The organism is Stenotrophomonas sp. Br8 (assembly GCF_014763005.1).
Taxonomy (GTDB): domain Bacteria; phylum Pseudomonadota; class Gammaproteobacteria; order Xanthomonadales; family Xanthomonadaceae; genus Stenotrophomonas; species Stenotrophomonas lactitubi.
This window is the reverse complement of sequence record NZ_JACGTN010000019.1, coordinates 62,477-87,667: the sequence shown is the minus strand read 5'-3', so window position 1 is coordinate 87,667 and position 25,191 is coordinate 62,477. Positions and strand designations below refer to the sequence as shown.

16 protein-coding genes, 5 tRNA genes and 1 other RNA gene are annotated in these 25,191 nt (G+C 65.9%); 5 read left to right on the top strand and 17 right to left on the bottom strand.

Features of this window, described 5'->3' with window-relative positions:
* Window positions 1–22: 22 nt before the first annotated feature.
* Entirely contained in the window at window positions 23–9,253 is a 9,231-nt protein-coding gene (locus H3005_RS17005; protein WP_191078631.1) for an autotransporter-associated beta strand repeat-containing protein, read from the bottom strand.
* Window positions 9,254–9,621: 368 nt separating this feature from the next.
* On the bottom strand, window positions 9,622–9,939 hold the full coding sequence (gene sugE / locus H3005_RS17000) for a quaternary ammonium compound efflux SMR transporter SugE (RefSeq protein WP_191078630.1): 318 nt from the start codon (window positions 9,937–9,939) through the stop codon (window positions 9,622–9,624).
* Between the two features lie 299 nt (window positions 9,940–10,238).
* Here sugE and ffs point away from each other — a divergent pair.
* An RNA gene (gene ffs / locus H3005_RS16995) (signal recognition particle sRNA small type) lies at window positions 10,239–10,335 on the top strand.
* A 78-nt stretch (window positions 10,336–10,413) separates the two neighbouring features.
* Here ffs and H3005_RS16990 read toward each other — a convergent pair.
* Genes H3005_RS16990 through H3005_RS16980 form a run of 3 tightly spaced genes read right to left on the bottom strand, consistent with a single transcriptional unit; the run spans window position 10,414 to window position 12,316 of the window.
* On the bottom strand, window positions 10,414–10,803 hold the full coding sequence (locus tag H3005_RS16990) for a nuclear transport factor 2 family protein (RefSeq protein ID WP_191078629.1): 390 nt from the start codon (window positions 10,801–10,803) through the stop codon (window positions 10,414–10,416).
* Complete coding sequence (locus H3005_RS16985; RefSeq protein ID WP_100551683.1) at window positions 10,800–11,567, bottom strand: MBL fold metallo-hydrolase; 768 nt, start codon at window positions 11,565–11,567, stop codon at window positions 10,800–10,802. The genes H3005_RS16990 and H3005_RS16985 overlap by 4 nt, the downstream gene beginning before the upstream one ends.
* Window positions 11,567–12,316: a 3-deoxy-D-manno-octulosonic acid kinase gene (locus tag H3005_RS16980; RefSeq protein WP_089239126.1), complete on the bottom strand. Its 750-nt coding sequence runs from the start codon at window positions 12,314–12,316 to the stop codon at window positions 11,567–11,569. Before H3005_RS16980 ends, H3005_RS16985 begins: the two co-directional genes overlap by 1 nt.
* Before the next feature lie 20 nt (window positions 12,317–12,336).
* On the opposite strand from H3005_RS16980, the gene H3005_RS16975 reads away from it, so the two are divergent.
* Window positions 12,337–13,383, top strand: a complete 1,047-nt coding sequence (locus tag H3005_RS16975; protein WP_100551682.1) for a glycosyltransferase family 9 protein — start codon at window positions 12,337–12,339, stop codon at window positions 13,381–13,383.
* A 97-nt stretch (window positions 13,384–13,480) separates the two neighbouring features.
* Here the strand turns inward: H3005_RS16975 and H3005_RS16970 are convergent, their stop codons facing one another.
* Both H3005_RS16970 and H3005_RS16965 read right to left on the bottom strand, forming a co-directional pair.
* Window positions 13,481–13,885, bottom strand: a complete 405-nt coding sequence (locus H3005_RS16970; RefSeq protein WP_191078628.1) for a DUF6165 family protein — start codon at window positions 13,883–13,885, stop codon at window positions 13,481–13,483.
* A 210-nt stretch (window positions 13,886–14,095) separates the two neighbouring features.
* Window positions 14,096–14,186: transfer RNA gene (locus tag H3005_RS16965), tRNA-Ser, on the bottom strand.
* Window positions 14,187–14,354: 168 nt separating this feature from the next.
* Between H3005_RS16965 and H3005_RS16960 the strand changes: the two genes are divergently transcribed.
* Window positions 14,355–15,059 (top strand): protein phosphatase 2C domain-containing protein, encoded by a 705-nt coding sequence (locus H3005_RS16960; RefSeq protein ID WP_099819184.1) that lies wholly within the window; start codon window positions 14,355–14,357, stop codon window positions 15,057–15,059.
* A 271-nt stretch (window positions 15,060–15,330) separates the two neighbouring features.
* Here H3005_RS16960 and dnaQ read toward each other — a convergent pair whose 3' ends face one another.
* Genes dnaQ through H3005_RS16945 form a run of 3 tightly spaced genes read right to left on the bottom strand, consistent with a single transcriptional unit; the run spans window position 15,331 to window position 17,173 of the window.
* Complete coding sequence (dnaQ, locus tag H3005_RS16955) at window positions 15,331–16,059, bottom strand: DNA polymerase III subunit epsilon (protein WP_025878156.1); 729 nt, start codon at window positions 16,057–16,059, stop codon at window positions 15,331–15,333.
* Between the two features lie 4 nt (window positions 16,060–16,063).
* On the bottom strand, window positions 16,064–16,516 hold the full coding sequence (rnhA, locus tag H3005_RS16950) for a ribonuclease HI (RefSeq protein WP_025878155.1): 453 nt from the start codon (window positions 16,514–16,516) through the stop codon (window positions 16,064–16,066).
* A gap of 12 nt (window positions 16,517–16,528) precedes the next feature.
* On the bottom strand, window positions 16,529–17,173 hold the full coding sequence (locus H3005_RS16945) for a methyltransferase domain-containing protein (protein WP_100551681.1): 645 nt from the start codon (window positions 17,171–17,173) through the stop codon (window positions 16,529–16,531).
* An 11-nt stretch (window positions 17,174–17,184) separates the two neighbouring features.
* Here H3005_RS16945 and gloB point away from each other — a divergent pair, with 11 nt between their 5' ends.
* Both gloB and H3005_RS16935 read left to right on the top strand, forming a co-directional pair.
* The gene (gene gloB / locus H3005_RS16940; RefSeq protein WP_100551680.1) at window positions 17,185–17,949 is read left to right on the top strand and encodes a hydroxyacylglutathione hydrolase; all 765 of its coding nucleotides are present in this window, start codon (window positions 17,185–17,187) and stop codon (window positions 17,947–17,949) included.
* The gene (locus H3005_RS16935; RefSeq protein WP_100551679.1) at window positions 17,946–19,148 is read left to right on the top strand and encodes a lytic transglycosylase domain-containing protein; all 1,203 of its coding nucleotides are present in this window, start codon (window positions 17,946–17,948) and stop codon (window positions 19,146–19,148) included. Before gloB ends, H3005_RS16935 begins: the two co-directional genes overlap by 4 nt.
* A 365-nt stretch (window positions 19,149–19,513) precedes the next feature.
* On the opposite strand, the gene H3005_RS16930 is transcribed toward H3005_RS16935, so the two are convergent.
* The 7 genes from H3005_RS16930 to lon form a co-directional block, all read right to left on the bottom strand.
* Window positions 19,514–21,469, bottom strand: coding sequence for a peptidyl-prolyl cis-trans isomerase (locus H3005_RS16930; RefSeq protein ID WP_100551678.1), 1,956 nt, complete (start codon window positions 21,467–21,469; stop codon window positions 19,514–19,516).
* A gap of 184 nt (window positions 21,470–21,653) precedes the next feature.
* A tRNA-Asp gene (locus H3005_RS16925) sits at window positions 21,654–21,730 on the bottom strand.
* A 107-nt stretch (window positions 21,731–21,837) separates the two neighbouring features.
* Window positions 21,838–21,914: transfer RNA gene (locus tag H3005_RS16920), tRNA-Asp, on the bottom strand.
* Window positions 21,915–22,003: 89 nt separating this feature from the next.
* Window positions 22,004–22,080: transfer RNA gene (locus H3005_RS16915), tRNA-Asp, on the bottom strand.
* A 25-nt stretch (window positions 22,081–22,105) separates the two neighbouring features.
* Window positions 22,106–22,180: transfer RNA gene (locus H3005_RS16910), tRNA-Val, on the bottom strand.
* Window positions 22,181–22,191: 11 nt separating this feature from the next.
* Window positions 22,192–22,464, bottom strand: a complete 273-nt coding sequence (locus H3005_RS16905; protein WP_004146343.1) for an HU family DNA-binding protein — start codon at window positions 22,462–22,464, stop codon at window positions 22,192–22,194.
* 218 nt (window positions 22,465–22,682) lie between these two features.
* Entirely contained in the window at window positions 22,683–25,136 is a 2,454-nt protein-coding gene (gene lon, locus H3005_RS16900) for an endopeptidase La (protein ID WP_089239112.1), read from the bottom strand.
* Window positions 25,137–25,191 lie beyond the last annotated feature (55 nt).

Genomic DNA, 25,191 nt, shown 5'->3' with positions numbered 1-25,191 from the left:
GATCTACCGTTGGCAAACCAGCTCAGAACCCGACGCGCAGGTTCAACTGGCCGCCGATATCGTTGCGACCGTCGCCATGCTGGCCCTGCACGAACAGCGACAGCTGGCTGCTGCGTCCCAGGCCGACCGCTACGCCGACCTGGCTGACCAGCGCATTGCGCGCCATCACGGCACTGTAGGCATCGAACGCATTGCCACCGACGGCGAAACTCTGCCGGCTGGCTACGTCGGTGTCACCGGACGCGTGCTGCCAGCCCAGCCCGACCGTCAACTGTGCCGGATAGCGCTCGCCGCTGCCCACATCCCAGCGGCCGCGTACGCCGACGGTGCTGACATTGAGCGTGTCCTTGCCGCCCTCCAGCACCAGCGCTGCGCTGCCGCCCTGCTCCACCGCGCGATCGCTGTCCACCCAGTGCTTGGTGAACTGCACGTACGGCTGCAGCTGCGTCCTGCCATGGGTCCAGGTCCAGCTGCCTTCGATCTGGGCGATGGTGACATCCGAATCCTGGCGGCTGTGCAGCGTCTGTGCCAGCAGCGGCACTTCACGCGTGGTGCGCGTGCGGTAATCACCGCGAGACACGCTGCCACCGACCGCAAACCCGTTGTTCCACTCGCCCTGCGCATACAGCCCATAGGTATTGCCACGCAGGCGTGCACGCGACTGGCGATCGTACAGACGCGTGTCCAGCCGCTCGCTGCCTGCCGCCGCACCCAGCACCACATGCTCGCCGAGCTTCCAGTCGACGCCGGCCATCAGTGCATTGCGGTTGGCACGGATCTCGTCACCGTTGCCATCACCGTCCTGCTTGAACACCTTGCCGCTACCGGCCAGCCATGCCGAAGCGCGCTCGCCACGCACCGTCGGCAGCTCGCTGCCCAGACGCTGGCGGATGCCCTCTTCCAGGTAGTTGTCATACAGCAGCACTGCACGGCTGGCCGCATGCACTTCACCGGAGAGCTGGTTGAAGGCGTTGCGCGCGGTGGCGGTGTCGTAGGCCAGCAGCGTGTTGTACAGGCCCAGCGCCGCGCCGGTCTGCGGCAGGCTGTCCAGCGCGGATGCCACGCCCAGCTGGTTGCGGGTCTGCGCAGCCGTGACGAAGGCCGCTGTCTGCTTCACATCGATCTTCAGCTGCGCGGCATTCGGTGTATAGACCGGGCTCAGTGAGAGGAACGCAGAGGTGGTGGTTGGCGGCACGAACTGCCCGCTGACGCCGCCGCCTGCGTTGATGATCGTGTACTGCTGGCCCTGCTGGTAGCTGGTGTTCGGGTCGATGGCATTGACCACCACCGATGCACCGCCGATGTTCGCGCTGCCGCCCACCTGCACCACGTCACTGCCGGTAGCGCCCAGGTCGACCGACAGCGTGCTGCCCGGTGCCAGAGTCAGGTTGCCACCCACGGTGATCGTGCCCGCACCGTTGCCGCCACTGCTGCCATTGCCTGGGCCGTTGCCCGGCGACAGCACGCCGCCATTGCTCACGGTCACGCCGCCAGCGCTGCCACCGATGGTGCCGGTACCCGACAACGTGGTGCCGCTGCCGATGGTCCATTGGCCACCGATGGTGCCGGTGACATTCAGGCCACCGCCGGTGACCTGGCCGGTACCGGTGAATCCGCCACTGTTGCCGCCCAGGTTGAGCGGGCCCGGGCCGGCCTGCACGATGCTGCCCGTGCCACTGATGCTGCCACCCAGTGTCGTGGTGCCGCCGGTGTTGACCACCAGGCCACCGTTGTTGGTGATGTTGCCGGTGATCGCGCCGCTGGCGCCGCCGTTGCCGATCTGCACGGTGCCACCAGCGTTGATCGTGGTGCCGCCGGTATAGGTGTTGTTGCCGGTAAGGGTCAGCGTGCCACTGCCCGCCTGGGTCAACCCGCCGCTGCCACTGACCACGCCGCCAAGCGTGGTATTGCCGCCGACATTGAACACCAGGCTGCCGTTGTTGTTGACGTTGCCGGCGATCGCACCGCTGGCACCACCATTGCCGACCTGCAGCGTACCGCCGGTGTTGATGGTGGTACCGCCGGTGTAGGTGTTGTTGCCGGTCAAGGTCAGCGTGCCGGCTCCGGCCTGGGTCAACCCGCCGCTGCCACTGACCACGCCACCGAGCGTGGTGTTGCCACTGACGTTGAACACCAGGCTGCCGTTGTTGCCGACGTCGCCGATGATCGCCCCCGTGGCACCACCGTTGCCCACCTGCAGGGTGCCACCGCTGTTGATGGTGGTGCCGCCGGTATAGGTGTTGTTGCCGGTCAGGGTCAGCGTGCCGCTGCCGGCCTGGGTCAGGCCACCGCTGCCGCTGAGAGTCCCACCGAGTGTCGTGTTGCCCGACAGGTTGGCTACCAGCGCGCCGTTGTTGGTCACGTCGCCGACGATCGCACCGGTCGCGCCGCCATTGCCGATCTGCAACGTGCTGCCCCCGTTGATGGTGGTGCCACCGGTGTAGGTGTTGTTGCCGGTCAGGGTCAACGTGCCGGTGCCGGTCTGCACCAGCCCACCGCTTCCACCGATGGTGCCGCCGAAGGTGGTGCTGGCATTGCTGCCGCCGGTGGTCAGCGTGGAACCGCCCAGCACCACGTTGCCGCTGGCGACACCGGCCAGGCCACCGATGCTCTGGTTGCCGGCCGCACTGATATCCAGTGTCCCGGCGCCGGCCAGATTCACCGTGCTGGCCGAGGACAGGCTGCCACCGGCGGCGACTGCCAGGGTGCCGCTGTTGATCGTCGTGGTACCGGTGTAGCTGCTGGCACCGCCCAGGGTCACCGTCGCTGCGCCATCCTTGAGCAGGCTGCCACTGCCGGCGATGTCGCCGTCCAGCGTCAGCGGCGTGCCGCCCAGCAGGGTCAGCGTGCCGCTTGCCAACTGCACGTTGTTGCCCAGGGTCAGCGGCACACTGCCGTCCAACGTGGCATCGCCGCCCACGGTCAGCGCGCCGGTACCCAAGGCACCATTGCTGCCCAGCGACAGACCACCGGCATTGAGCGCCACTCCCCCACCGAAGGTGTTGCTGCCGGTCAGGCCGAGCACGCCCGCACCGTTCTTGACCAGGCCACCGGTGCCGCTGATGTCGCCGGCAAACGTGCTGTTGCCCGCTGCGTTGGTGGTCAGTGTGTTGCCGCCAAGGCTGATCGTGCTGCCGGCAGCGCCGGACAACGTACCGATGGCCTGGTTGCCACCGCTGGAGATATCAAAACCGGTACCGGCGTTGGCCAGGTTCACCGCGCCTGTTGCCGCCAGGCTGCCACCGGCACCGATCGCCAGCGTGCCGGCGTTGATGGTGGTGCCGCCAGTGAACGTGTTGGCGCCGGTCAGTGTTTCGGTACCGGTGCCGGCCTTGATCAGGCCACCGGTACCGCCGATCGAACCACTGAACACACCATTGGTGGCATCGCCGATGGTCAGCGTGTTCGCGCCAAGGTTGACCGTACCGTTGCCGATCAGCGTACCGAATACCTGCGTGCCACTGCCCGCTGAAAGATCGAAGGTGGCACCCGTGGCGAGATTGACGATGCCGCCTGCGTTGAGGCTGGCACCGGCACCAAGCGCGAGCGTACCCGCATTGATGTTGGTCCCGCCGGTATAGGTGTTGGTGCCGTTCAACGTGAGAGTAGCAACGCCGTCCTTGGTCAGGCTGCCGGTGCCCGACAGGTCGCCGTTGAGCGTGAGATCGTTGCTGCCCAGTACGGTCAGGCCGGCGTTGAGCACCATGTTGTTGGCCAAGGTCACCGCGCTGCTGGAATCAAGCGTGGAAGCGCCGCCGACAGTGAGCGCGCCCGTACCCAACGCCGCGTTGTTGCCCACCACCAGTCCGCCGGCATTGAGGGTAACGCCGCCACCGAAGGTGCTGGCACCGTTGAGCGTCTGCACGCCGCTGCCATTCTTGACCAGTCCACCGCTGCCGGTCAGGCCACCGTTGAAGGTCGCGTCGGTGGTGCCTCCCAGGGTCAGGCTGTTGCCGCCCAGCGACACCGTGCTGCCGGCCACGCCCGCCAGCGAACCGATGCCCTGGTTGCCACCGGCAGAGATATCGAATGTGCCGGTACCGGCCAGGTTCACCGCACCGGTCGGTGACAGGCTTCCGCCCGCGCCGATCGCCAGCGTGCCGCTGTTGATGACCGTACCGCCGGTGAAGGTATTGCTGCCGGTCAGGGTGACCGTTGCCGCGCCGTTCTTGATCAGGCCACCGTCGCCGGAGATCGCCCCGCCCAGCGTCAATGCATTGCTGCCGAGCAGGTTGAGCGTAGCGCCCGCCAGCAGGCCGATGTCGTTGCCGAGGTTCGCGGCGATGCTGCTGTCCAGCGACGCGTTGGCGCCCACGGTCAGCGCGCCGGTACCCAGCGCGCCATTGTTGCCGACCACCAGGCCACCGCCATTGAGTGCCACGCCGCCACCGAAGGTGTTGGCACCGCCCAGCGTCTGGATGCCCGTACCGTTCTTGACCAGCCCACCGGTCCCACCGATCAGGCCATCGAAGGTGCCGTTGTCGGTGCCGCCGAAGGTCAACGTGTTGCCACCCAGCGCCACGGTGCTGCCGGCGACGCCGTTGAGCGCGCCGATCGCCTGGTTGCCAGCGGCCGAGATGTCGAAGCCGGTACCCGGCGCGGAAAGCGTAACCGCGCCTGTTGCCGCCAGGCTGCCACCGGCACCGATCGCCAGCGTGCCCGCATTGATCAGCGTGCCACCGGTGAAGGTGTTGGCACCGGTCAGTGTTTCAGTGCCGGTACCCTCCTTGATCAGGCCACCGGTACCGGCGATGGAGCCGCTGAAGACACCGTTGGTCGGTCCGCCGACAGTGATCGAGTTCGCGCCCAGGTTGACCATGCCATTGCCGGTCAGGGTGCCGAAGGTCTGGTTGCCGCTGCCCGCAGAGAGATCCAGCGTAGCGCCGGTGGCCAGGTTGACGATGCCGCTGGCGGCCAGGCTTGCACCTGCCCCCAGTGCCAGCGTGCCGGCATTGACATTGGTGCCGCCGGTATAGGTGTTCACGCCATTGAGGGTGAGCGTGGCAGCACCGTTCTTGGTCAGGCCACCGGCGCCGGAGATCACCCCGTTGAGCGTCAGCGCGTTGCTGCCCAGCACCGTCAAACCGGCGTTGAGTGTGATGTTGTTGACCAGCGTCGCTGCCAGGCTGGTGTCGAGCGTTGCCGCACCACCCACGGTCAGCGCACCGCTGCCCAGCGCCGCGTCATTGCCGATCACCAGCCCACCGGCATTGAGGCTGACGCCGCCGCCGAAGGTGTTGACGCCGGACAGGGTCTGCACCCCTGCGCCCACCTTGACCAGACCACCGCCTCCGCTGATCACGCCGCCGAACACCGCATTGGTGGCGGTGCCGAAGGTCAGTGAATTTCCGCCCAGCGCGACCGTCGAATCGAGCACGCCATTCAGCGCACCAATGGTCTGGCTGCCGGTTGCCGCCGATATGTCGAAGCCCGCGCCAGCACCGCCGAGGGTGACGTCACCACCGACAGCCAGGCTGCCGCCTGCGCCAAGTGCCAGGGTTCCAGCGTTGATCGTGGTACCGCCGACGTAGGTGTTCGCATTGGTCAGGGTCAACGAGGCCGGACCGTTCTTGACCAGTGCACCATTGCCGGCCACCACACCGCCGAGCGTCAGCGCATTGCTGCCCTGCAGGGCAAGCGTGGTACCCGAAGCCAGGTTGATCGCGTTGCCTACGGCGTAGGCTGCTGCAGTATCCAGCGTTGCATTGCCGCCGACGCTGAGCGCGCCCGTTCCCAGAGCGCCGGCATTGCCCAGCTGCAGGTTGCCACCGTTCAACGCCAGGCCACCACTGAAGCCGTTGGCGTTGCCGAGAGTCAATGTACCGGCGCCGTTCTTGACCAGACCGCCGGTACCGGACACTACACCACCGAGCGTCAGTGCGTTGCTGCCGATCAGCGTCAGTGCCGAGCCTGCGCCAAGGTTGACCGCATTGGTCAGATCAAGCGCAACGATGCCATCCAGGCTGGCGTTCGCAGCAACGTTCAGCGCGCCGGTTCCCAGCGCTCCACTGTTGCCCAGCAGCAGGCCGCCGCCGGCCAGGCTCAGGCCGCCACCGAAAGTATTGGCACCATTGAGCGTCAACACCGTGGCGCCGTTCTTCACCAGGCCACCGTCGCCGGACACCACGCCGCCCAGGGTGACGTTCTGGCTGCCGGGGAGCGTGAGGATCGCACCGGTAGCCAATGCAACGTTGTTGGTCAGGTTCAGCGCGGTCGATCCGTCCAGCGACACGTTGCCACCGATGTTCAGCGCGCCGGTCCCTGCCGCTGCACTGCTGCCCAGCACCACGCTGCCGGCATTGAGGTTCAGACCTCCGCTGAAGCCATTGGCGCCGTTCAAGGTCAGCAGCGAGGCGCCGTTCTTGGTCAGGCTGCCGACGCCGGAGATGTCGCCGGCCAAGGTGATGTTGTTGCTGCCCCCCAACGTCAGCTCCGCACCAAGGTTGACGAGATTGCCCAGGTTGAGCGCGGTAGTGCCGTCCAGCGTCGCAGCACCGGTGATGCTTAGCGCACCGGTTCCCAGCGCGCCGCTGTTGCCCAGCAGCAGCCCGCCGGCATTGAGTGCGACGCCGCCGGTAAAGGTGTTTGCACCGGTCAATGTCTGTACGCCACTGCCGTTCTTTACCAGGCCTCCGCCGACGCCACTGATCACACCGGCAAAGGTCTGGTTGGTCGCGCTGCCAAAGGCGAGCGTGTTGGCACCCAGGGCCACGGTGCTACCTGCCACGCCGGACAGTGCACCGATGGTCTGATTGCCCCCCAGGGAAAGATCCAGCGCCGCCCCGGCCCCCGACAGGCTGACCGCACCGGTCGCGGCCAGGCCGCCGCCGCTGCCCAGCGCCACCGTACCGGCAGCAACGTTCAGGCCGCCGGTGAAGGTATTGGCGCCGGTCAGCGTCAGGGTCGAAGCGCCGCTCTTTATCAGGCCGCCATTGCCACCCAGGACGCCGCCCAGCGTCAGCGGCTGGCCGCCCAGCACGTTCAGCGAACCACCCGTGGCAAGGTTGATGTTGTTGGTCAGGTTCAACGCCGCGCTTGCATCCAGCGTGGCGGCATTGTTGATGTCCAGCAGGCCGGTACCCAGTGCCGTGTTGTTGCCCAGCAGCAGGTTGCCGCCATTGACGACCACACCGCCGCCGAATGTGTTGGCGCCATTCAACGTGAGCAGTGCGGCGCCGTTCTTGACCAGGCTGCCGCCGCCGGAAATCACACCGTTGAATACCAACGGCTGCCCGCCCAGCAGCGCCAGCGAACCTCCGGTGCCAAGCGAGACGTCGTTGCCCAACGAAAGCGCGGTTGTGCCATCCAGGGTGACTTCAGCACCGACGCTCAACGTACCTGTGCCCAACGCGTTGCTGTTGCCCAGCAGCAGCCCGCCGCCGTTGAGGGCCACGCCGCCGGTAAGCGCGTTGCTGCCCAACAGGGTCTGCACGCCGGTACCCACCTTGATCAAGCCGCCCGTGGTGCCGGTGAAGTTGCCAGCGAAGGAGGTATTGCCAAGCCCGCCGAGGGTCAATGTGCGGGTGCCCAGGTTCACCGTGCCGCCGAGCCCTGCCAGCGAACCCACGGTCTGGTTGGCTGCAACGGTGAGGTCCAGCGTCGTACCGGTGGCCAGCGTCAACGCACCGGTGGACGACAGATTGCCGCCCGCACCGAGCGCCAGCGCCCCCCCGGTGATCGAGAAACCACCGGTCAGCGAATTCGCGCCCCCCAAGGTCAGCGTGCCCGCACCGCTCTTGATCAGGTTGCCCGCACCCGACAGCGATCCGTTCAGGGAAAGCGCATTGCTGCCCAGCAGATTCAGATTGCCACCACCGTTGACGACGATGTTGTTGGCGAGGTTGAAGGCACCGCTGGTATCCAGCGATGCGGTACCGCCTACCGTCAGGTTGCCGCTGCCCAGTGCGCCCGCATTGCCCAGCAGCAAGCTACCGGCGTTGAGGTTGACGCCGCCGGAGAACAGATTCGCGCCGCCCAGGCTCACCACACCGGCATTGGTCACGGTGAGGCCACCGGCCCCGGACAGCACGCCACTCAAACCGAAGCCTTGGGTACCACCCAGAGTCAGCCCGGCATTCAGGGCGAAGTTGTTGCCCAGCGACAGGCCCGCACCACTGGCGGCGATCGCGCCGCCGTTGACGGTGAACAGCCCGGAACCGAACGACGTGTTGCTGTCGAAGTTCACCTGGCCACCGCCGAGGGTGATAGCCCCTGTTCCCGACCACGGTCCCTGCAGATTCCAGGTGCCGCTGTTGACGGTCAGCTTCTGGAAGCCCAGATAGTTGCTCCAGCCGATGCTGGATACCGGACCGTTGTTGCCGGCGTTGTCCTGCAGTACCAGCGTGTTGTTGGCCGCACCGGTACCGGCACCTGCGTTGACCGTGCCTGCTGCCGCAACCTTTACGCCGGTGATGCCGGTCAGCGTACCCGCGCCCGCAACGCCGCCGCTTGCGGAGACGCTGGAACCGGCAACGGCCGTGAAGGTATTGCCGCCGGTCGAATCACCCAGGTGCACGCTGCCGTTGACAGTACCCGCATTGAGGAATGTATTGCCGCCAGAGGCGCCCAGGCCGACGCGCCCGTCGATGGTGCCGCTGTTGGTCACATTGGCTGCCGCGCCACCATAGGTCACCACCGTGGTCGCGTCGGACACACTGCCAACGCCGATCAACGACGTGCTGATCAGGCCGGCGTTATTGATGGTGGTGGTGCCGTTGACGTTCTGCGCCACCAGGGCCTGCCCACCGAAGCCCAGCAACGTTGCGAGATTGACGACACCCTTGATCTGCCCGCCGGTATTGTTGTTGACGGAGATCGCGCTGTTGTTGGCCGAACCATTGCCGACGACCAGGCCGGGCGAGGCGAGGATGATCGAGCTCGGATCGATCGTGCCACTGTTGTTGACCGTCACGTTGTCGCCGCTCAACGTCGCCGCGTTGCCACCACCGATAATCGGGGGCGTGCGCAGCGTGGCCCCCGCCAGGACGTTCAGCGTGATGCCGGAGGTAGCGTTGGTGTAGTTGTTGACCGTAGTGCCGGGGTCGCAGGTAACGACTGCGCCCACCGTGTTGCACGCCGCGAACGCCGAACCACTGGCCAGCGTGGCGGCTAAGGCCACCGCCAACTGGTGCGTCCGCAATCGCGGCAACCTTGCCGAGGTGGCGGCACTTCCGCCGGGATTCTGGGCGACCTCCGAAGCAACCTGCATTACGCCGAGGGCACGATTGAAAACCAGACGGTAAATGCGGTTCATCGGTAAATCTCCATGAAATGACCGGTGGCACAGCAGGCAGGTTTTTTTGAGGTGATGTCGTCCCGCCCTGCCCCACCTTGGGAACAAGACCTGCGGTATCAACCTTGGAAAACAATCACACTTTCACGTCAGAGCACTGCAGGAGCTGCGTGCCCCTGCACGTCCGTCATCGCGAAAACTCCCCGGTTTCGCTTGACGAATGGGCGCACTGTGCGGCCGCCACCGCCAGCACCACGTGAATCCGGCACGTTATTTTCATGATGGCCGTCAAATAATCACGGCAGTCGTCACGACTTTGCCGAATATGCATATTCTCTTGTTCCGGCCAAACGGGAATATCCTTATCCCCGTCGCACCATTTACCAGCCTCAGCTGCTGGAGAGTTTCATCAGCACCAGGCCGGCGACGATAAGCACCGCTGCGCCAATCCGCATCGGGCTGACCTGCTCGCCCAGGAACACGATCCCGACCACGAAGGCGCCGACCGCGCCGATGCCGGTCCAGATCGTATAGGCGGTGCCCAGCGGCAGGCTGCGCATGGCGATGGCCAGCAGCCAGAAGCTGGCGATCATGCCGATGATGGTGATGACGGTGGGGGTGAGTTTGGTGAAGCCTTCAGACTGCTTCATCGACACGGCCCAGACGATTTCCAGCAGGCCGGCAAACAACAGATAGATCCAGGCCATGACAGCCCTCCTTTGGTAGGGCCAGGCCGTCCTGGTCATTGAATCCCGATGTGGGGGAGGTCGTTCCTCCTGCGGCCGGATTCTAGCAACGGCAGCAGCCCCGGGCCGATGCCGCAGGCAACGGGTTACATCGGATTCAGCGCGTGAAGCTGGCATCAGCACCCATGCCTGCGCTAGAATGCGCGTCTGCCATCGGTCAACTGATGCGCAGTCCGGCTGTGGTCTCCGGCGCACGACGCGCTGCTTCCCCTGATCCGTGAATCGGCCGCCTCCGGGCGGCCAACGTCTCTATGGTGGCCCCGTCGGCCCCTCGCGACGCTAGGTCGAAAACTCCGCCAGGGCCGGAAGGCAGCAACGGTATCGATCGACGCGGGCGCCGAGGTCAGCCGGCGGGGCCACCGCCTTTTCAGGCGATACCCCGCCCCTGATGGATGCCAACCTTGGTTGGCGCGCTTCGCCGGGCATGGCCCGGCGCTACCGCGCCTCCGGCGTCCCCTGATGGAACGCCACCCGCCAGCCCGTTGGATGCAGACGCCACAGCGAGCTGCGCAGCACCCAGCGCTGCGGTTGGCCATCGACGTGATAGCGACTGCGGTAACGCACCTGGGCCAGCCCCTCTGCCAGCATCCACACGGCGTACTGGTCCGACTCGATCACCACCTGCGCACGCTCCAGCGGGATCTCTTCCAGCGCGGTCTCACGGCCGTAGCACTGGCCGGAGCTGCCGATCTCGCTGAAATCCTCATCCAGCAATGCCGCCAGACGCGGATGATCTGCGCGCACCTGCGGGCAATGTAGTGCACGTTCCAGTCGCTCCAGCTCGGCAGCCAACGCCGGCGTTGCGGCGTGGCCAGCGCTGCTCACGGCGGATCCTGCGCCAGTACGTGCGGGGCGGTCGGCGGGGCCAGCACAACGCACTGGCCGGGCTGTGCTACCCGGTGCCCGCGCGCGGCCAGGGCCTGGCCATCGGCCACGCTGGCGTAGTGGTACAGCATCATCCGTGCCTGCAGCTCGGCGCTGTACTCGCGTTCCAGGTCATCCACCCCGGTATGCGAAGGATTGCCGTGCAACCCGCAGTCGTGGGCGATCAGCTCATTGTCATTGGCAAAGCGCGCCAGCATTTCCGGAATCGGCCGGGTATCGCCGCTCCAGGTCAGCGCGCCCTGCAGGCGCAGGCCATAGGCCGTCTCCGGCCAGTGGTGGCGCACCGGGAACACCTCCAGGCGCACGCCCTCGTGCCAGAACGCATCGCCCACCACGATCAGCTGGAAGGCATCCCAGAAGTTGGCGCCGCCCTCGGCCAGCACGTTCGGGTAATCGCCGATGCGCTTGTGCAGCAGCGGCACCACCGTGGCCGGCACGTACAGGCGCACCTTGCCGCGCCGCTGCGCGCTGAAGAAGGTGTCCACGAACAGCCGCTCGAAACCCGCCACATGGTCCAGGTGTACATGGGTGACGAACAGCGCCTGCGGCATATGCCCGTAGTGCGCCTTGAACGCGGTCAGGCCTTCACCACCACAGTCGATGGTCAGCCACGGCCGGCCATCACGCTCGATCACCGACATCGGCGACCCCAGCTCGACCGCCGACGCATTGCCGACGCCGAGGAAACGCAACGACCAGTCCATCAGGTGCCCCGGTTCCAGGCCATGTCATAGGCGCGGCGCAGGCGCGCGTAGTCTTTTTCCACGTCTTCCACGCTGCGCTCGCCGCGCAGTTTGATCAGCGAGCGCAGCAGGCGCTTGAGATTGCGCTCGCGCCAGGCCGTGGCCGGGATGCGGATGACCCCGCGATCGAAGTCGATCAGCCAGCCATGGCCGTTGCCGTCGAACAGGATGTTGTGCGCGTTGAGATCGGCATGGTCCAGCCCGGCACGGTGGAAGCGCGCGATCATCCGCCCGGTTTCCTCCCACGGCGCACCGCGCCCGGCCACCAGTGCGCGGTCGGCCAGCGAGCGTACCCCCTCGATCCGTTCCATCAGGATCGCGGCGCGGTAGCGCAGGCCCTCACGCATGTAGAAGGCGGCAATCGGCCTGGGCACCGGCAGTTTCTTCTCGCGCAGTGCGCGCATCAGCCGGAATTCGGCAAAACTGCGGGTCCGGTCCGCCCCCCGCCAGATGTACTGGTCGTGGCTGATCCGGGCCGCCAGCCCCCCGCGCAGGTAGTGCCGCAGCACGCTGGGACCGAACGGCGCATCCACGAACCAGGCACTGCCGCGGCCGCCCTCACCCACCGGCCGGGCCTTGCCGGCCCAGTGCTGTGGCGAGAACAGACCGATGTCGGCTTGCCGCAGCCGCTCGCGGTCGAACAGAATGGCCCCGATGCCGCGACCCTCGCGGCATGGCGTCAGCGCTTCATTGGCGTCGAATGCGACCATTCCTTTGAGTCTAACAACACATGGCATCAGCGTCCTCCTCCTTGTGTCTTCTGCGCCTGTCCGCTCTTGGCGATGTGACCCACGTAGTGCCGCTGGTGCGCACCCTGCAGGCCGCGCGCCCGGACACGCCGATCCACTGGATCATCGACAAGGTCGGGCAGAAGCTGCTTGATGGCCTGCCGGGCGTCACCTTCCATGCCTACGACAAGAAGACCGGCATGGCCGGGGTGAAGGAACTGCGCAAGCAGCTGCCGCCCGGGCGTTTCGAGGCGCTGCTGCAGATGCAGGTGGCGTTCCGCGCGAACGTGCTGTCGGCCTTCATTCCCGCCGAGCGCCGCATCGGCTACGACCGCAGCCGCTCCAAGGACCTGCACGGCCTCTTCATCAACGAACGCATCGCTGATCGCCCGGGCATCCATGTGCTCGATGCCATCGGCAGCTTCTGCGAGCCGCTGGGCCTGCGCCAGACCGACGTCAGCTGGGATCTGGCCGTGCCGCAGGCCGCCTATGACTGGGCCGCTGCGCAATGGCAGGACGATGGCCGGCCGGTGCTGATGATCTCGCCCTGCTCCAGCCACGTGCGCCGCAACTGGTACGCCGACCGCTATGCCGAGGTCGCCAACCATGCCGTCACGCGCGGCTGGCGGATCGTGCTGTGCGGTGGTCGCAGCGAACTGGAGCGCAGCATGGCCGACGCCATCCTGGCCCAGCTGGATGTTCCGGCGCTGGATCTGGTCGGCAAGGACACGCTGAAGCAGTTGCCGGCATTGCTGGCCCGCGCCAACCTGGTGATGACGCCGGACTCCGGTCCGATGCACATCGCCAATGCCATGGGCGCCAAGGTGCTGGGCCTGCACGCGGCCAGCAACCCGAACCGCAGCGGCCCGTACTCGGACCGCCGCTACTGCGCGGACCGCTACGACGACGCAGCGCGCAAGTACCTGGGCAAGCAGGCCGCCGACCTCAAGTGGGGCACCAAGATCGAATTCGACGACGTGATGGAACTGATCACCGTCGAGGACGGCATTGCTGCGTTCGAGCGCTACGTGGCCGACCACCTGGGGTAAGTGGCGGACCGAACGGCTGAGCGGGGCCTGGTGGGTGCGGGCCCTGGTCCGCACTGTCCCGCAGCCCGATGGATCCATTGCATCGGGCTGCCTGGGATTACGCGCGCTGCGTGTAGTCCTGGTAGGACTTCTCTTCCACATAGGCCGAGCCCAGCGCCAGGTTGATCGCCTTCTTGATCCGCGCGCGTTCGTCGTTGCGCAGGTACACGCTGCGCGCCAGGTCGATGAACTCCTGATCGAAGGCCTGCGCCTTGTCCTTCAGGCGGATGTCGTCCTCGATCTCCCACAGCTGCTCGTTGACCGCCTTCAGCTCGGCACGCAGCTTGGCGATGTCCTTCACTGCCGCCGGGTGCGCCATCCAGGTGGTTTCCAGCGCGGACAGCTCCTTGCGTACGTTGGCCAGCTTGCCTTCGTCACTGATGCGCTCGGACTTGATCTGCAGGATCGAGATCTTGTCCAGCAGCTCGCCGAATGAAACGGGGACGAGGATTTCAGCGGTCATGGGGGCGCTCCAGCAAATGATGCGCACATGGTAACCCGCGGCATGCGAACGGCATCCACGCATGGCGTGGATCTACTGAAGCATCCGCGGGGAGAGGCCGGCAAAGGGAGGGGCTCATTCGTTGCGCAGCAACGCATGGGGCGAAGCGCGCAAAGCGCACTTCGCATCCCCGCGCCAGATAAAAAGAAAAGNNGCCCTTTTCTTTTTATCTGGCGGAGAGGGGGGGATTCGAACCCCCGAGGCGCTATAAACGCCTGCCTGATTTCGAGTCAGGTACATTCAACCGCTCTGCCACCTCTCCAGATGTTCCCCGGCGAACCGGGGACGCGCATCATACGAGGAAGCGCGGCTGACGACAAGTCATTGTGGCCCGCGAAGTGAAATTTTCCTGACTGCATGGCTTGCCGGATGTCCGCTTGGCCGTGATGATGCCGTTCTCCCCGGCATTACCCCGTCCCCAGCAGCCACCATGATCGAATTCGGACATCTCACCCACCCCGGCCTGCGCCGCGAGCTCAACGAGGACACCTATTACGGTGACGGCGAGCTGGCCCTGTGGCTGGTGGCCGACGGCATGGGCGGGCACGCCTGCGGCGAAGTGGCCAGCGCACTGGCGCGCGAGACCATCGTCCGCGAGATCCGCCGTGGCGCGCCGTTGGCGCAGGCGATCCGCACGGCCGACGAAGAGATCATCCGTGCCTCGCGCCGGCGCAACGACAGCCTGCCGATGGGCACCACCGTGGTCGCTGCACGGGTGCAGGGCAACCGCTACGAAGTGGCCTGGGTCGGCGACAGCCGCGCCTATCTGTGGCGCGATGGCCAGCTTGCCCAGCTCAGCCAGGACCACAGCGTGGTGCAGGAACTGGTCGCGCAGGGCAACCTGACCGCCGAGCAGGCGCGCGCCCATCCGCACCGCAACGTGGTCACCCAGGCACTGGGCGTCACCGACCCGGCACACCTGAACGTGGCAACCACCAGCGGCGAGCTGCGCCCGGGCATGCAGTTGCTGCTGTGCAGTGATGGCCTGACCGAGGAAGTGGATGACCGCGGCATCGCCCGCACCCTCGCCTTCGACGATGCCAGCGCGCAGGAATGCGTGGACAGCCTGGTCGCCACCGCCCTCGACGGCGGCGGCTCGGACAACATCACCGTGATCCTGGTGCGCTGCCACTGAAGCCGGCTGGAGGGAAGCCCCCTGAGTCAGGGGGCGGCCGCGAAGCGGCGGGGGTATGGATGCTGGTGAGACGGGGCCCACGATTTGCAACGCAAATTGTGGGGCGGCAGCGCGACTGCGCTGGCGCGTCATCGGACAACATCACCGTGATCCTGGTGCGCTGCCACTGACCAGCGCCATCCACGCATGGCGTGGATCTACAGTAGAGCCACGCCATGCGTGGCTGCATTTCGCACCTGTCACCCCCGCCATGCGTAGCTGCCGCGGTCGCCTACGCGCTCGCAGCCTCTTCCACCTTCGGGCCGTCCCACAACGCGTGGCCGGCCTTCTTGCGCAGCCGCTCCAGACGCGCCGCATGCGCTTCCTGTTCCGACGGCGTAGCCACCACGCGCGGGCGCGGCAGCAGCTTGGATGCATCGAACGCCTGCAGCGCCGCAGCGCCACCGGCATCATCATCGCCCAGCCCGAAGCCGATCTCCTCCTGGCCCGAGGTCAGTGCGATGTACACATCGCCCAGGATCTGCGCATCCAGCAGACCGCCATGCAGGGCGCGGTGCGAGTTGTCCACGCCCAGCCGCTTGCACAGCGCATCCAGCGAGTTGCGCTGCCCCGGGAAACGCTCGCGCGCCAGCGCCAGGGTATCGATCACCGTGCAGCGATCGGTGATCTTCCCGTACTGCTCGCCGAGCAGGGACAGCTCGTTGTCGAGGAAGCCCAGATCGAACGCGGCGTTGTGGATGATCAGCTCGGCGCCATCGATGAAGGCCAGGAACTCCTCCACGACCTGCGCAAACTCCGGCTTGTCTGCCAGGAATTCCAGGGTCAGGCCGGTCACTTCCTGCGCGCCCTGTTCGAATTCGCAGTCGGGCTTCAGGTACTGGTGATAGGTGTTGCCGGTCGGGCGGCGCTTGAACAACTCGACGCAGCCGATTTCGACGACGCGGTTGCCCTTCTTCCACTCCAGGCCGGTGGTTTCGGTATCAAGGATGATCTGACGCATGGGCTCAGTTTACCGGGCTGCCGTCGCGGATCTGGATCGCGGCGTTGCGGGCCAGGGTATCCACGCGTTCATTGTCCGGGTCGCCGGAGTGTCCTTTCACCCAGCGCCAATCGATCTGGTGCCGCAGCGTGGCGGCCTGCAGGCGCTCCCACAGTTCACGGTTCTTCACCGGATCACCGCCGGCGGTCTTCCAGTTCTTGCGGATCCAGCCCGGCAGCCACTGGGTCAGGCCCTGCCGTACGTACTGCGAATCGGTGTAGAGGACGATCTCGCAGGGTTCGGTCAGCGATTCCAGGCCGGAAATGGCCGCCATCAGCTCCATCCGATTGTTGGTGGTATGCGCTTCACCACCGCTCAGTTCGCGCTCATGCCCTTTGTAGCGCAGCAGCGCCGCCCAGCCGCCGGGGCCGGGATTGCCGAGGCAGGAACCGTCGGTGTGGATTTCGATGGTTTTCAATACAACTCCAGATCAGGTAGCAACGGTGCCGTGCCAGCGCACGGGCAACGGGGTCGGCCCGGGCAGGGCCAGCGTGCGTTTTTCAGCGTGGAACAGGCAGGCCGCGCGCAGGGGGGCCCAGCCGCCGCGACGGCGGCTGCCGGCCCCCTGCCACATCGGCCCCAGGTAGCGCGTGTCCTCGCATTCCAGCCCATGGCGCTCAAGCAGCTGGCGGATCCGCTGCGGCGTGCGCACCGCCAGCCCGTGCTGGCGCCATCGGGTGCGGAACGGGCTGAACGGATTGAGGCTGGTCAGCCACAGATGGCCGCCGGGCATCAACACGCGTTCGCATTCGTCCAGCAGATGGTCAGCATCACCGACGGTCACATGCTGCAGCACGATGGCGTTGACGCTCTCGTTGGGCAGCGGCAACGGCAGTGCGCAGCGGGTATCGCCGGCGTAACCACTGCCCTGGCGATGCAGGCGCAGGCCGCGCCCGCCCAGCTGCGCATCTGCCAGCCAAGCGGCGCTGGGGGCGATCCACAACCAGGGCCGGGCCGGCAGCAGCGACAGCTGCGGCAGCAGCAGTTGCCGTTCGAGCACGCGCAAGGCCTCCGCCGGTTCGCTGTCGAACCACGGGGCCTGGCTCGCTTGACGGGTGCTCTGCAGCGCGGGCATGGTCCAATTCTATGCGACTGACTGCCCTGCCCGCATTTGCGGACAATTACATCTGGATGCTGATCGCCGACGACGGTGCTGCCGTGGTCGTCGATCCCGGCGACGCTGCGCCGGTACTGGCGCTGGCTGCCCAAGGCGTGCGCGTGGACACCATCCTGCTCACCCATCATCACGACGATCACATCGGTGGCGTGCCGGCGCTGCAGGCGCGTTTCCCTGGCGTGCGCGTGGTCGCACCGGTCGAAGAGCGCATCCCGATGGCCACCGAGCGGGTCGGCGAAGGTGAACGTGTTCAGGCACTGGGCCAGATGTTCCACGTACTATCCGTCCCCGGGCACACCCGCAGCCACATCGCGTTTCACACCGCTGAACAGCTTTTCAGCGGAGATTCGTTGTTCAGCCTGGGCTGTGGACGCCTGTTCGAAGGTACGCCGTCCCAGCTGCTGGCATCGATGCGCAAGCTGGGTGCCCTGCCCGCGCAACTGCTGCTGTGTTGCGCTCACGAGTACACCGTGTCAAATGCCGTCTTCGCGCGGCATGTCGACCCCGCCAACGCTGCCTTGTTGCAGCGCCAAGAGGAGGCTTTGGCCATGCGCCGCGATGACCGTTCCACCCTGCCAGTATCCCTGGCCGATGAAATTGCCTGTAATCCGTTCCTGCGTACCCACACTGCGCCCATCCGCGCGGCCGTGTCGGCGCACCTGGGGCGCGAGGTCGTGGACGACGTCGACGTCATGGCCGGTCTCCGGCACTGGAAAGACGGCTTCCGCGCATGAGTCGCCGAAGTCTGCCGCTGGCCCTGGGCCTTGTCCTGGGGTTGGCCGGAACTGCCGGCGCACAATCGCTGGGCGCCGGCATCAGCCAGAACCTGACCGCCGCCTCGGCCCTGCCGCTGGATCCGTCAACGCTGCCGGCCGCATCGGTCCGCAACGGCCAGGAGATCTTCTCCAGCTTCCGCGACGGCCTGGCCGAACCCACCTGTGACGCCGAGGCCACCAGCCCGCGCTGGCAGAAGCAGTTCGCCCACGCCCCTTCGCGGCTGGCCAACCAGGATGATGACGCGCTGGTGCTGTTCGGCTATGTGGTCGAAGAGCTGCGCAAAGCCAACCTGCCCACCGAATTCGCCCTGATTCCCTTCGTCGAAAGCGGCTACCGGCCCAATGCCCGCAACGGCAGCGGCCCGACCGGCCTGTGGCAGTTCATCGCCACTACCGCACGCAACCATCGCGTGCCGATGAGCAACAACTACGACGGCCGGCTGTCTGCAGTGGAGTCCACCCAGGCCGCCGTGCGCTACCTGAAGACCCTGCATGGCATGTTCGGTGGCGACTGGCGCCTGGCCACCATGGCCTACAACGCCGGCGAGTACCGCGTGCTGCAGTCCATGCGCAAGGCCGGCATGAACGCGCAGAACGCCAAGCCGGCCGGCCTGCCCGGTCTGTCGCCGGTCACCCACGCCTACGTCGAGAAGCTGCATGCCCTGGCCTGCGTGCTGGAAGACGTGGAAGACCAGCCGGGCGTGATGGCCTCGCTGGACCGCACCGTACCGGTGCTGAAGGACCACACCCTGCCGGCAGGCACCAGCGTCCAGCAGTGGGCCGCCCAGCGCGCCCTGGACCCGGCGAAGATCGCCCGCTTGAATCCGGCACTGGCTGCCGGCAACCGCCCGTCGGGCACGGCACGCGTACTGGCCCCGGTCTCAGCGTCCAACGCGAACGTTGCCGACATCGCCAGCACGGCCGTGGCCACCGCACTGGCCAGCACCGCCAGCGCTGCGCCGAGCCCGCAGGTTGCAAAGGTGGTCGCGTCGGCTGCTGATCGCCCGCGCAACCGCCGCCACACCGTGCGCAACGGCGAATCGGCCTGGACCATCGCCCGTCGCTACGGCATGCCGGTGAAGGCACTGTTGTCGCTGAACGGCTTGAGCGGCAGCAGCGTGCTGAAGCCAGGCGCGGTACTGCGCGTCGAAGACTGAGGTCGGCGCGGCGCTGCCGCGCGGTTCACGGCCAACGGCGGAGCCCCTCGCAGGTGCCCGGATCGCTCGTATGCGGCCGGGCAGGCGGGCTGCGCAGGGGCCGCTGCAAGTACATCCCTGTAAGCTCGGTCGCCGCATCCATGCGGCTCACGCCCCTGCGCAGCCCACCTGCCCGGCCGCGGACAAATTCTGGCGGCACCCACGGATTAGAAGATGAAGAGCAGGGGCAGGAGCAGGTCGCTTCGCTTCTGGTAGCGGCCGACCTTGGTCGGCACTCATCGCGCAGGTCACGGTTTGATCGTGGTTGCGACAACAAAAAAAGGCCCGGCAATGCCGGGCCTTTTTCGTTCCTGCTCGCCAGAGGCTTACAGGTTCGCTTCGGTGGTCTGCACCAGGAAGCTCTTGCGCATCGCGTCGATGTACGCCTTGGCAGCAGCCATGCCGTCGATCTGGCTCAGCTGGTCCTTCAGCTGCTTCTGCTGCTCGGCGGTCACTTCCTTGATGTCGCCCGGGTTGACCTTGTTCACCGCGAAGACCAGTGCATGGCCGTTGACGTCGATCTTGCCGTAGCTCGGCTTGCCTTCGGCCGGCACCGGCGCGCTGAAGATCGCGCGGTTGATCTCCGGGGTCGGCACCGGCTGGCTGCGCGGCAGGCCCGGCATCGGGCTCAGCTGCAGCTTCTCGCTGGCAGCCAGCGACTGCAGGGTCGCGCCCGCCTTCAGCTTGGCCAGCAGGGCATCAGCGGCCTTGTCACCGGCCTGGCGCTGACGGTCCGCACGGATCGCGGCGATCACCTGCTCACGCGCCTTGTCCAGCGGCATCGCCTGCTCCGGGGTATGCGCGGCAACACGGATCACCACGCTGTGGTTGCTGCTGCCACCCAGGGCGATCGGATCGCTGGCGGTACCGTCCTGCACCAGGACGTCGGAGAAGGCAGCACGCAGCACGGCCGGATCAGCGGCAATGCCGGTGGCGGTGGTGCGGGTGATCGGGCCCAGCGTCTGCATCGGCAGGCCGACGTCCTTGGCGGCTGCGGCCAGGTCGCTCGGGCTCTTGTTGATGGCATCGACCAGGCGGCCTGCCAGATCATTGAAGCCACGCTCACCGTCGGCCTTCAGCTGCTCGGCTGCCAGGGTGTCACGCACTTCTTCAAACGACTTGCCCTGGCCGCCACGAACCGCAGCGACCTTGATGATGTGGAAGCCGAAGTCGGTCTTGACCGGGCCGATCACTTCACCGGCCTTGGCGCCAAACAGTGCGTCTTCAAACGGCTTGACCATCGCGCCGCGTTCCACCCAACCGAGGTCACCGCCCTGCGCCTTGGAACCGGGATCTTCCGAGTTCGCCTTGGCCAGCGCGGCAAAGTCGGCACCTGCCGCCTTTGCTTCGATAGCCAACTTGGCGGCCTTGGCTTCAGCACCGTCGCCGGTGATCAGGATATGCGCCGCCTGGCGCTGTTCCGGCGTGGTGAACTTGGCCTTCTCGTCTTCATAGCGCTTGCGCAGGGTCGCCTCGTCGGCCGCGGTCGGCGCCGGCAGGTTCGCACCATTGAGCTCGACGTATTCCAGCGACACCGATTCGGCCTGGCGGAAATCCTTGCCATGGCTGTCGTACCACTGCTTGATCTGCGCGTCGGTCACCGGCGCGGTATCAACCGGAACTTCCGGCAGCGCGGCCAGTTCCACATCGCGGGTTTCGCCCAGCAGCTTCAACAGACGCTCGGTCTCGGCCTGGGTGACAAAGCCGGAGTTCTGCAGGCCCGACGGGATCACCGACTGCTGCAGGCTCTCACGTACCAGTTCCTGGAACTGGGTCGGCGTGCGCGGCGGATTGCCACCGGCCAGGGCCAGACGGTAATTGCTCTCGCTGAACTTGCCATCGGCGCCCAGGAAGCCCGGGATGGTGGTGATGTATTCGCGCACAGCGCCGTCGCCAATCACGACACCGGCCTGCTCACCGACCAGGCGCACGACCTGCTCGTCGATCAACTGATCGAGCACGGCCAGCTTGTTCTCGGTGCTTTCGAACGCGCGCGGGTCGAAGTTCTCGCCCTGCTGCTGGCGTTCGCGCATGCGTTCCTGCTCGAAACGGGTGCGGAAATCCTGTGCGCTGATCTCATGGTGCTGCCACATCATGCGCACCGGCCACCAGGACGGTGCCGAGCGCCACCAGGTCGGCGGTGCCGAAACCTTGGCGACGTTCTGTGCGCCGACGCCACCGAGGTAGCTGTTGTCGATGACGAACAGGAACGGAATCATCAGCAGCCCCAGGATCACGGTAACGATCCAGCCTGAGGTCTTGTCGCGGAGTTTCTGCAGCATGGTGAGGAATCACAAGGCTTGATTGGCGAGCCCGGCAGTGTAACCCGCTTCGCGGCGTGGACCAAAAGCAGTGCCGACGGGGCCTGCCGCCATCCTGGCCAGGCGATCGACACGATCGCGCGCATCAAACGATGAAAACGACGCAAAGAAAAAGCCCCCGACTTGCGTCGAGGGCTCTTAGAGTTGGCGGAGCGGACGGGACTCGAACCCGCGACCTCCGGCGTGACAGGCCAGCATTCTAACCAGCTGAACTACCGCTCCGCGCTTGAAACTTTGCAGGCGCTCAGTATATCCGAAGACTTCCTGAAAACCTACCCCGCTGAACACTTTTTTCAAAGTTTTTTCACGAGGATTTAAGAGTTTTGCAATGGCGGAGCGGACGGGACTCGAACCCGCGACCTCCGGCGTGACAGGCCAGCATTCTAACCAGCTGAACTACCGCTCCGTATTGCAGACCTCTTTGTTTTCTCGGCAACCGGGTGGTTGGAGAGAAAACAAGGCCCCCAGCTTTTCGGCCGGGGGCCTCGTTGAAAATGGCGGAGCGGACGGGACTCGAACCCGCGACCTCCGGCGTGACAGGCCAGCATTCTAACCAGCTGAACTACCGCTCCACATTTCAAACTTACCGCGGTGCTGTGGTGGGTGCTGAGGGTTTCGAACCCCCGACCCTCTCCGTGTAAAGGAGACGCTCTACCGCTGAGCTAAGCACCCCAGCGAGCCGCTTAGTTTACAGCATCCTTCAGGGCCTTACCAGCCTTGAACGACGGATTCTTCGAAGCAGCGATCTTGATGGTGTCGCCGGTCTTCGGGTTGCGGCCGGTGCGGGCAGCACGGTCGCGGACCTGGAAGGTACCGAAGCCAACCAGGGTGACCGCATCGCCGTCCTTCAGCGCCTTGGTGACGGCAGCAACGACGGCATCGACAGCGCGGCTGGACTCGGCCTTGGTCAGGTCGGCAGCTTCAGCAACGGCATCGATCAATTCGGTCTTGTTCATTCTTTACAACTCCTTTGGCGGTGGGTTCCGCGTATTCGACAGGGAAGCAACCGCACGACGTCTGCATGCGGTTGCCATGTGGAAACGGTTCGCCGAATTCAGTGAGCGCTGACTGCGATCACTCATTCGCGAGTGCTGCTTTTATACCAGCGGCCCTACCCCCACGCAAGCTGGAAAGCCAGCAACGACGCGGGTTTCAAGCATTTCGACAGGACGCATCAATGCTTGACGCGCGCGTTTCCACTCGGTTTGGCCTTGCTGCGCACCGTGACGCGCTGCGCACTCTTGCGCGTCTTCTTGGGTGCCAGCGGACGTTCCAGCGCCAGATCGAGCACTTCATCGATGTACTTCACCGGCACGATCTCCAGATCGCGGGTGACGTTGGCTGGAATGTCGGCAAGATCCTTGCGGTTCTCATCAGGGATGATCACCGTGCGGATTCCGCCGCGCAGGGCAGCCAGCAACTTCTCCTTCAGGCCGCCGATCGCAGTGACGCGACCACGCAGGGTGATTTCGCCGGTCATCGCCACATCGGCGCGCACAGCCACCTTGGTCAGCATCGACACCAGCGAGGTCACCATTGCCGCACCGGCGCTGGGGCCATCCTTCGGTGTCGCACCATCGGGCACATGCAGATGCACGTCGTGCTTCTGCAGGAAGTCCGCATCGATGCCGAAGCGTTCGGCACGCGAACGCACCACCGACAACGCCGCCGACGCCGATTCCTTCATCACGTTGCCGAGCTGGCCGGTCAGGATCAGCTGGCCCTTGCCCGGTACCAGCGTCGATTCGATCTGCAGCAGATCGCCACCGACTTCGGTCCACGCCAGGCCGGTGACCAGGCCGATCTCGTTCTCTTCTTCGGCACGGCCGAAGTCGAAGCGACGCACGCCCAGGTACTTGTCCAGGTTCTTGCTCGACACGCTCACCAGCGCCTTGGACTTGCGCGCGCCCTTCTTCGCCTTCGCCACCGGCTGCGGTCCACCCAGCGCGATCTCCTTCACCACCTTGCGGCAGATCTTGGCGATTTCGCGTTCCAGGTTGCGCACGCCGGATTCGCGCGTGTAGTAGCGCACGATGTCCTGGATCGCATCGCTGCCGATCTCCAGCTCTTCCGGCTTCAGGCCATTGGCCTTGATCTGCTTGGGAGCCAGGTAACGGGTGGCGATGTTGAGCTTCTCATCCTCGGTGTAACCGGGGATGCGGATCACTTCCATGCGGTCCAGCAGCGGACCCGGAATGTTGAGCGAGTTCGAGGTGGCCACGAACATCACTTCGGACAGGTCCAGGTCCACTTCCAGGTAGTGGTCGTTGAATGCGTTGTTCTGCTCGGGGTCGAGCACTTCCAGCAGCGCCGAAGACGGATCGCCGCGGAAGTCCATCGACATCTTGTCGATCTCGTCCAGCACGAACAGCGGGTTCTTGCTGCCGACCTTGTTGAGGTTCTGCACGATGCGGCCCGGCATCGAACCGACATAGGTACGACGGTGGCCACGGATCTCGGCTTCGTCGCGCACGCCGCCCAGCGACATGCGCACGAACTTGCGGTTGGTGGCCTTGGCGATGGACTGGCCCAGCGAGGTCTTGCCCACGCCCGGCGGTCCGACCAGGCACAGGATCGGGCCCTTCATCTGCTTCACACGCGACTGCACCGCCAGGTATTCAAGGATGCGTTCCTTGACCTTCTCCAGGCCGTAGTGATCGGCATCGAGGGTGTCCTGCGCGGCCTTGAGGTCCTTGCGCACCTTGCTGCGCTTCTTCCACGGCACGCCCAGCAACCACTCCAGGTAGTTGCGCACGACCGCTGCTTCGGCGGACATCGGCGACATCTGCTTGAGCTTGTTGAGCTCGTTGCGCGCCTTGGTTTCCACCGGCTTGGGCATGCCCGCTTCGGCAATCTTGCGCGCCAGCTCTTCCAGTTCGCCCGGCGCGTCGTCAAGGTCGCCCAGCTCCTTCTGGATGGCCTTCATCTGTTCGTTGAGGTAGTACTCGCGCTGGCTCTTTTCCATCTGCGACTTCACGCGGCCGCGGATGCGCTTTTCCATCTGCTGCACGTCGATCTCGCCGTCGACCAGACCGACCAGCATCTCCAGGCGTTCGCCCACGGCCAGCGTTTCCAGCAGGCGCTGCTTGTCCGACAACCGCACGCTGATATGCGCGGCGATGGTGTCGGCCAGGCGGGTCGGCTCATCGATGCCGGCCAGGGTCTGCAGCAGCTCCGGCGGCAGCTTGCGGTTGGTCTTGACGTACTGCTCGAACAGCGACATCAGCGAGCGGGCGATGGCCTCGATCTCGCGCGGCTCGCGTGCATCGGTGGCGTCGATTTCGACGGCCTGGCCGTGCAGCGATCCATCGCGCTCGCTGACGCTGGTCACCTGCACGCGTGACAGGCCTTCGACCAGCACCTTGATGGTGCCGTCGGGCAGCTTCAGCAGCTGCAGCACCTGCGCCAGGGTGCCGACCTGGTAGAGGTCGGCGGCCTGCGGGTCATCGGTCTCGGCCGACTTCTGCGCCAGCAGCAGGATGCGCTTGTCCGCTTCCATTGCCTGTTCCAGCGCATGCATGGACTTGTCGCGGCCGACGAACAGCGGGATGACCATGTGCGGGAATACCACTACGTCGCGCAGCGGCAGGACCGGCAGGTCGAGGGTCTCACTTGGGGAACGGGCCATGGGGGCTCCAGGGAAGGGGAAAACCGTCTCCGGGAGGGCATCTTCCGGAGACAAA

What these genes read in the sequence shown, in the direction of transcription:
- H3005_RS17005 (WP_191078631.1), bottom strand. Translation starts at nt 9,253, where the DNA reads ATGAACCGCATTTACCGTCTGGTTTTCAATCGTGCCCTCGGCGTAATG.
- sugE (WP_191078630.1), bottom strand. Translation starts at nt 9,939, where the DNA reads ATGGCCTGGATCTATCTGTTGTTTGCCGGCCTGCTGGAAATCGTCTGG.
- H3005_RS16985 (WP_100551683.1), bottom strand. Translation starts at nt 11,567, where the DNA reads ATGGACTGGTCGTTGCGTTTCCTCGGCGTCGGCAATGCGTCGGCGGTC.
- H3005_RS16980 (WP_089239126.1), bottom strand. Translation starts at nt 12,316, where the DNA reads ATGGTCGCATTCGACGCCAATGAAGCGCTGACGCCATGCCGCGAGGGT.
- H3005_RS16975 (WP_100551682.1), top strand. Translation starts at nt 12,337, where the DNA reads ATGGCATCAGCGTCCTCCTCCTTGTGTCTTCTGCGCCTGTCCGCTCTT.
- H3005_RS16970 (WP_191078628.1), bottom strand. Translation starts at nt 13,885, where the DNA reads ATGACCGCTGAAATCCTCGTCCCCGTTTCATTCGGCGAGCTGCTGGAC.
- H3005_RS16960 (WP_099819184.1), top strand. Translation starts at nt 14,355, where the DNA reads ATGATCGAATTCGGACATCTCACCCACCCCGGCCTGCGCCGCGAGCTC.
- dnaQ (WP_025878156.1), bottom strand. Translation starts at nt 16,059, where the DNA reads ATGCGTCAGATCATCCTTGATACCGAAACCACCGGCCTGGAGTGGAAG.
- H3005_RS16945 (WP_100551681.1), bottom strand. Translation starts at nt 17,173, where the DNA reads ATGCCCGCGCTGCAGAGCACCCGTCAAGCGAGCCAGGCCCCGTGGTTC.
- gloB (WP_100551680.1), top strand. Translation starts at nt 17,185, where the DNA reads ATGCGACTGACTGCCCTGCCCGCATTTGCGGACAATTACATCTGGATG.
- H3005_RS16935 (WP_100551679.1), top strand. Translation starts at nt 17,946, where the DNA reads ATGAGTCGCCGAAGTCTGCCGCTGGCCCTGGGCCTTGTCCTGGGGTTG.
- H3005_RS16930 (WP_100551678.1), bottom strand. Translation starts at nt 21,469, where the DNA reads ATGCTGCAGAAACTCCGCGACAAGACCTCAGGCTGGATCGTTACCGTG.
- H3005_RS16905 (WP_004146343.1), bottom strand. Translation starts at nt 22,464, where the DNA reads ATGAACAAGACCGAATTGATCGATGCCGTTGCTGAAGCTGCCGACCTG.
- lon (WP_089239112.1), bottom strand. Translation starts at nt 25,136, where the DNA reads ATGGCCCGTTCCCCAAGTGAGACCCTCGACCTGCCGGTCCTGCCGCTG.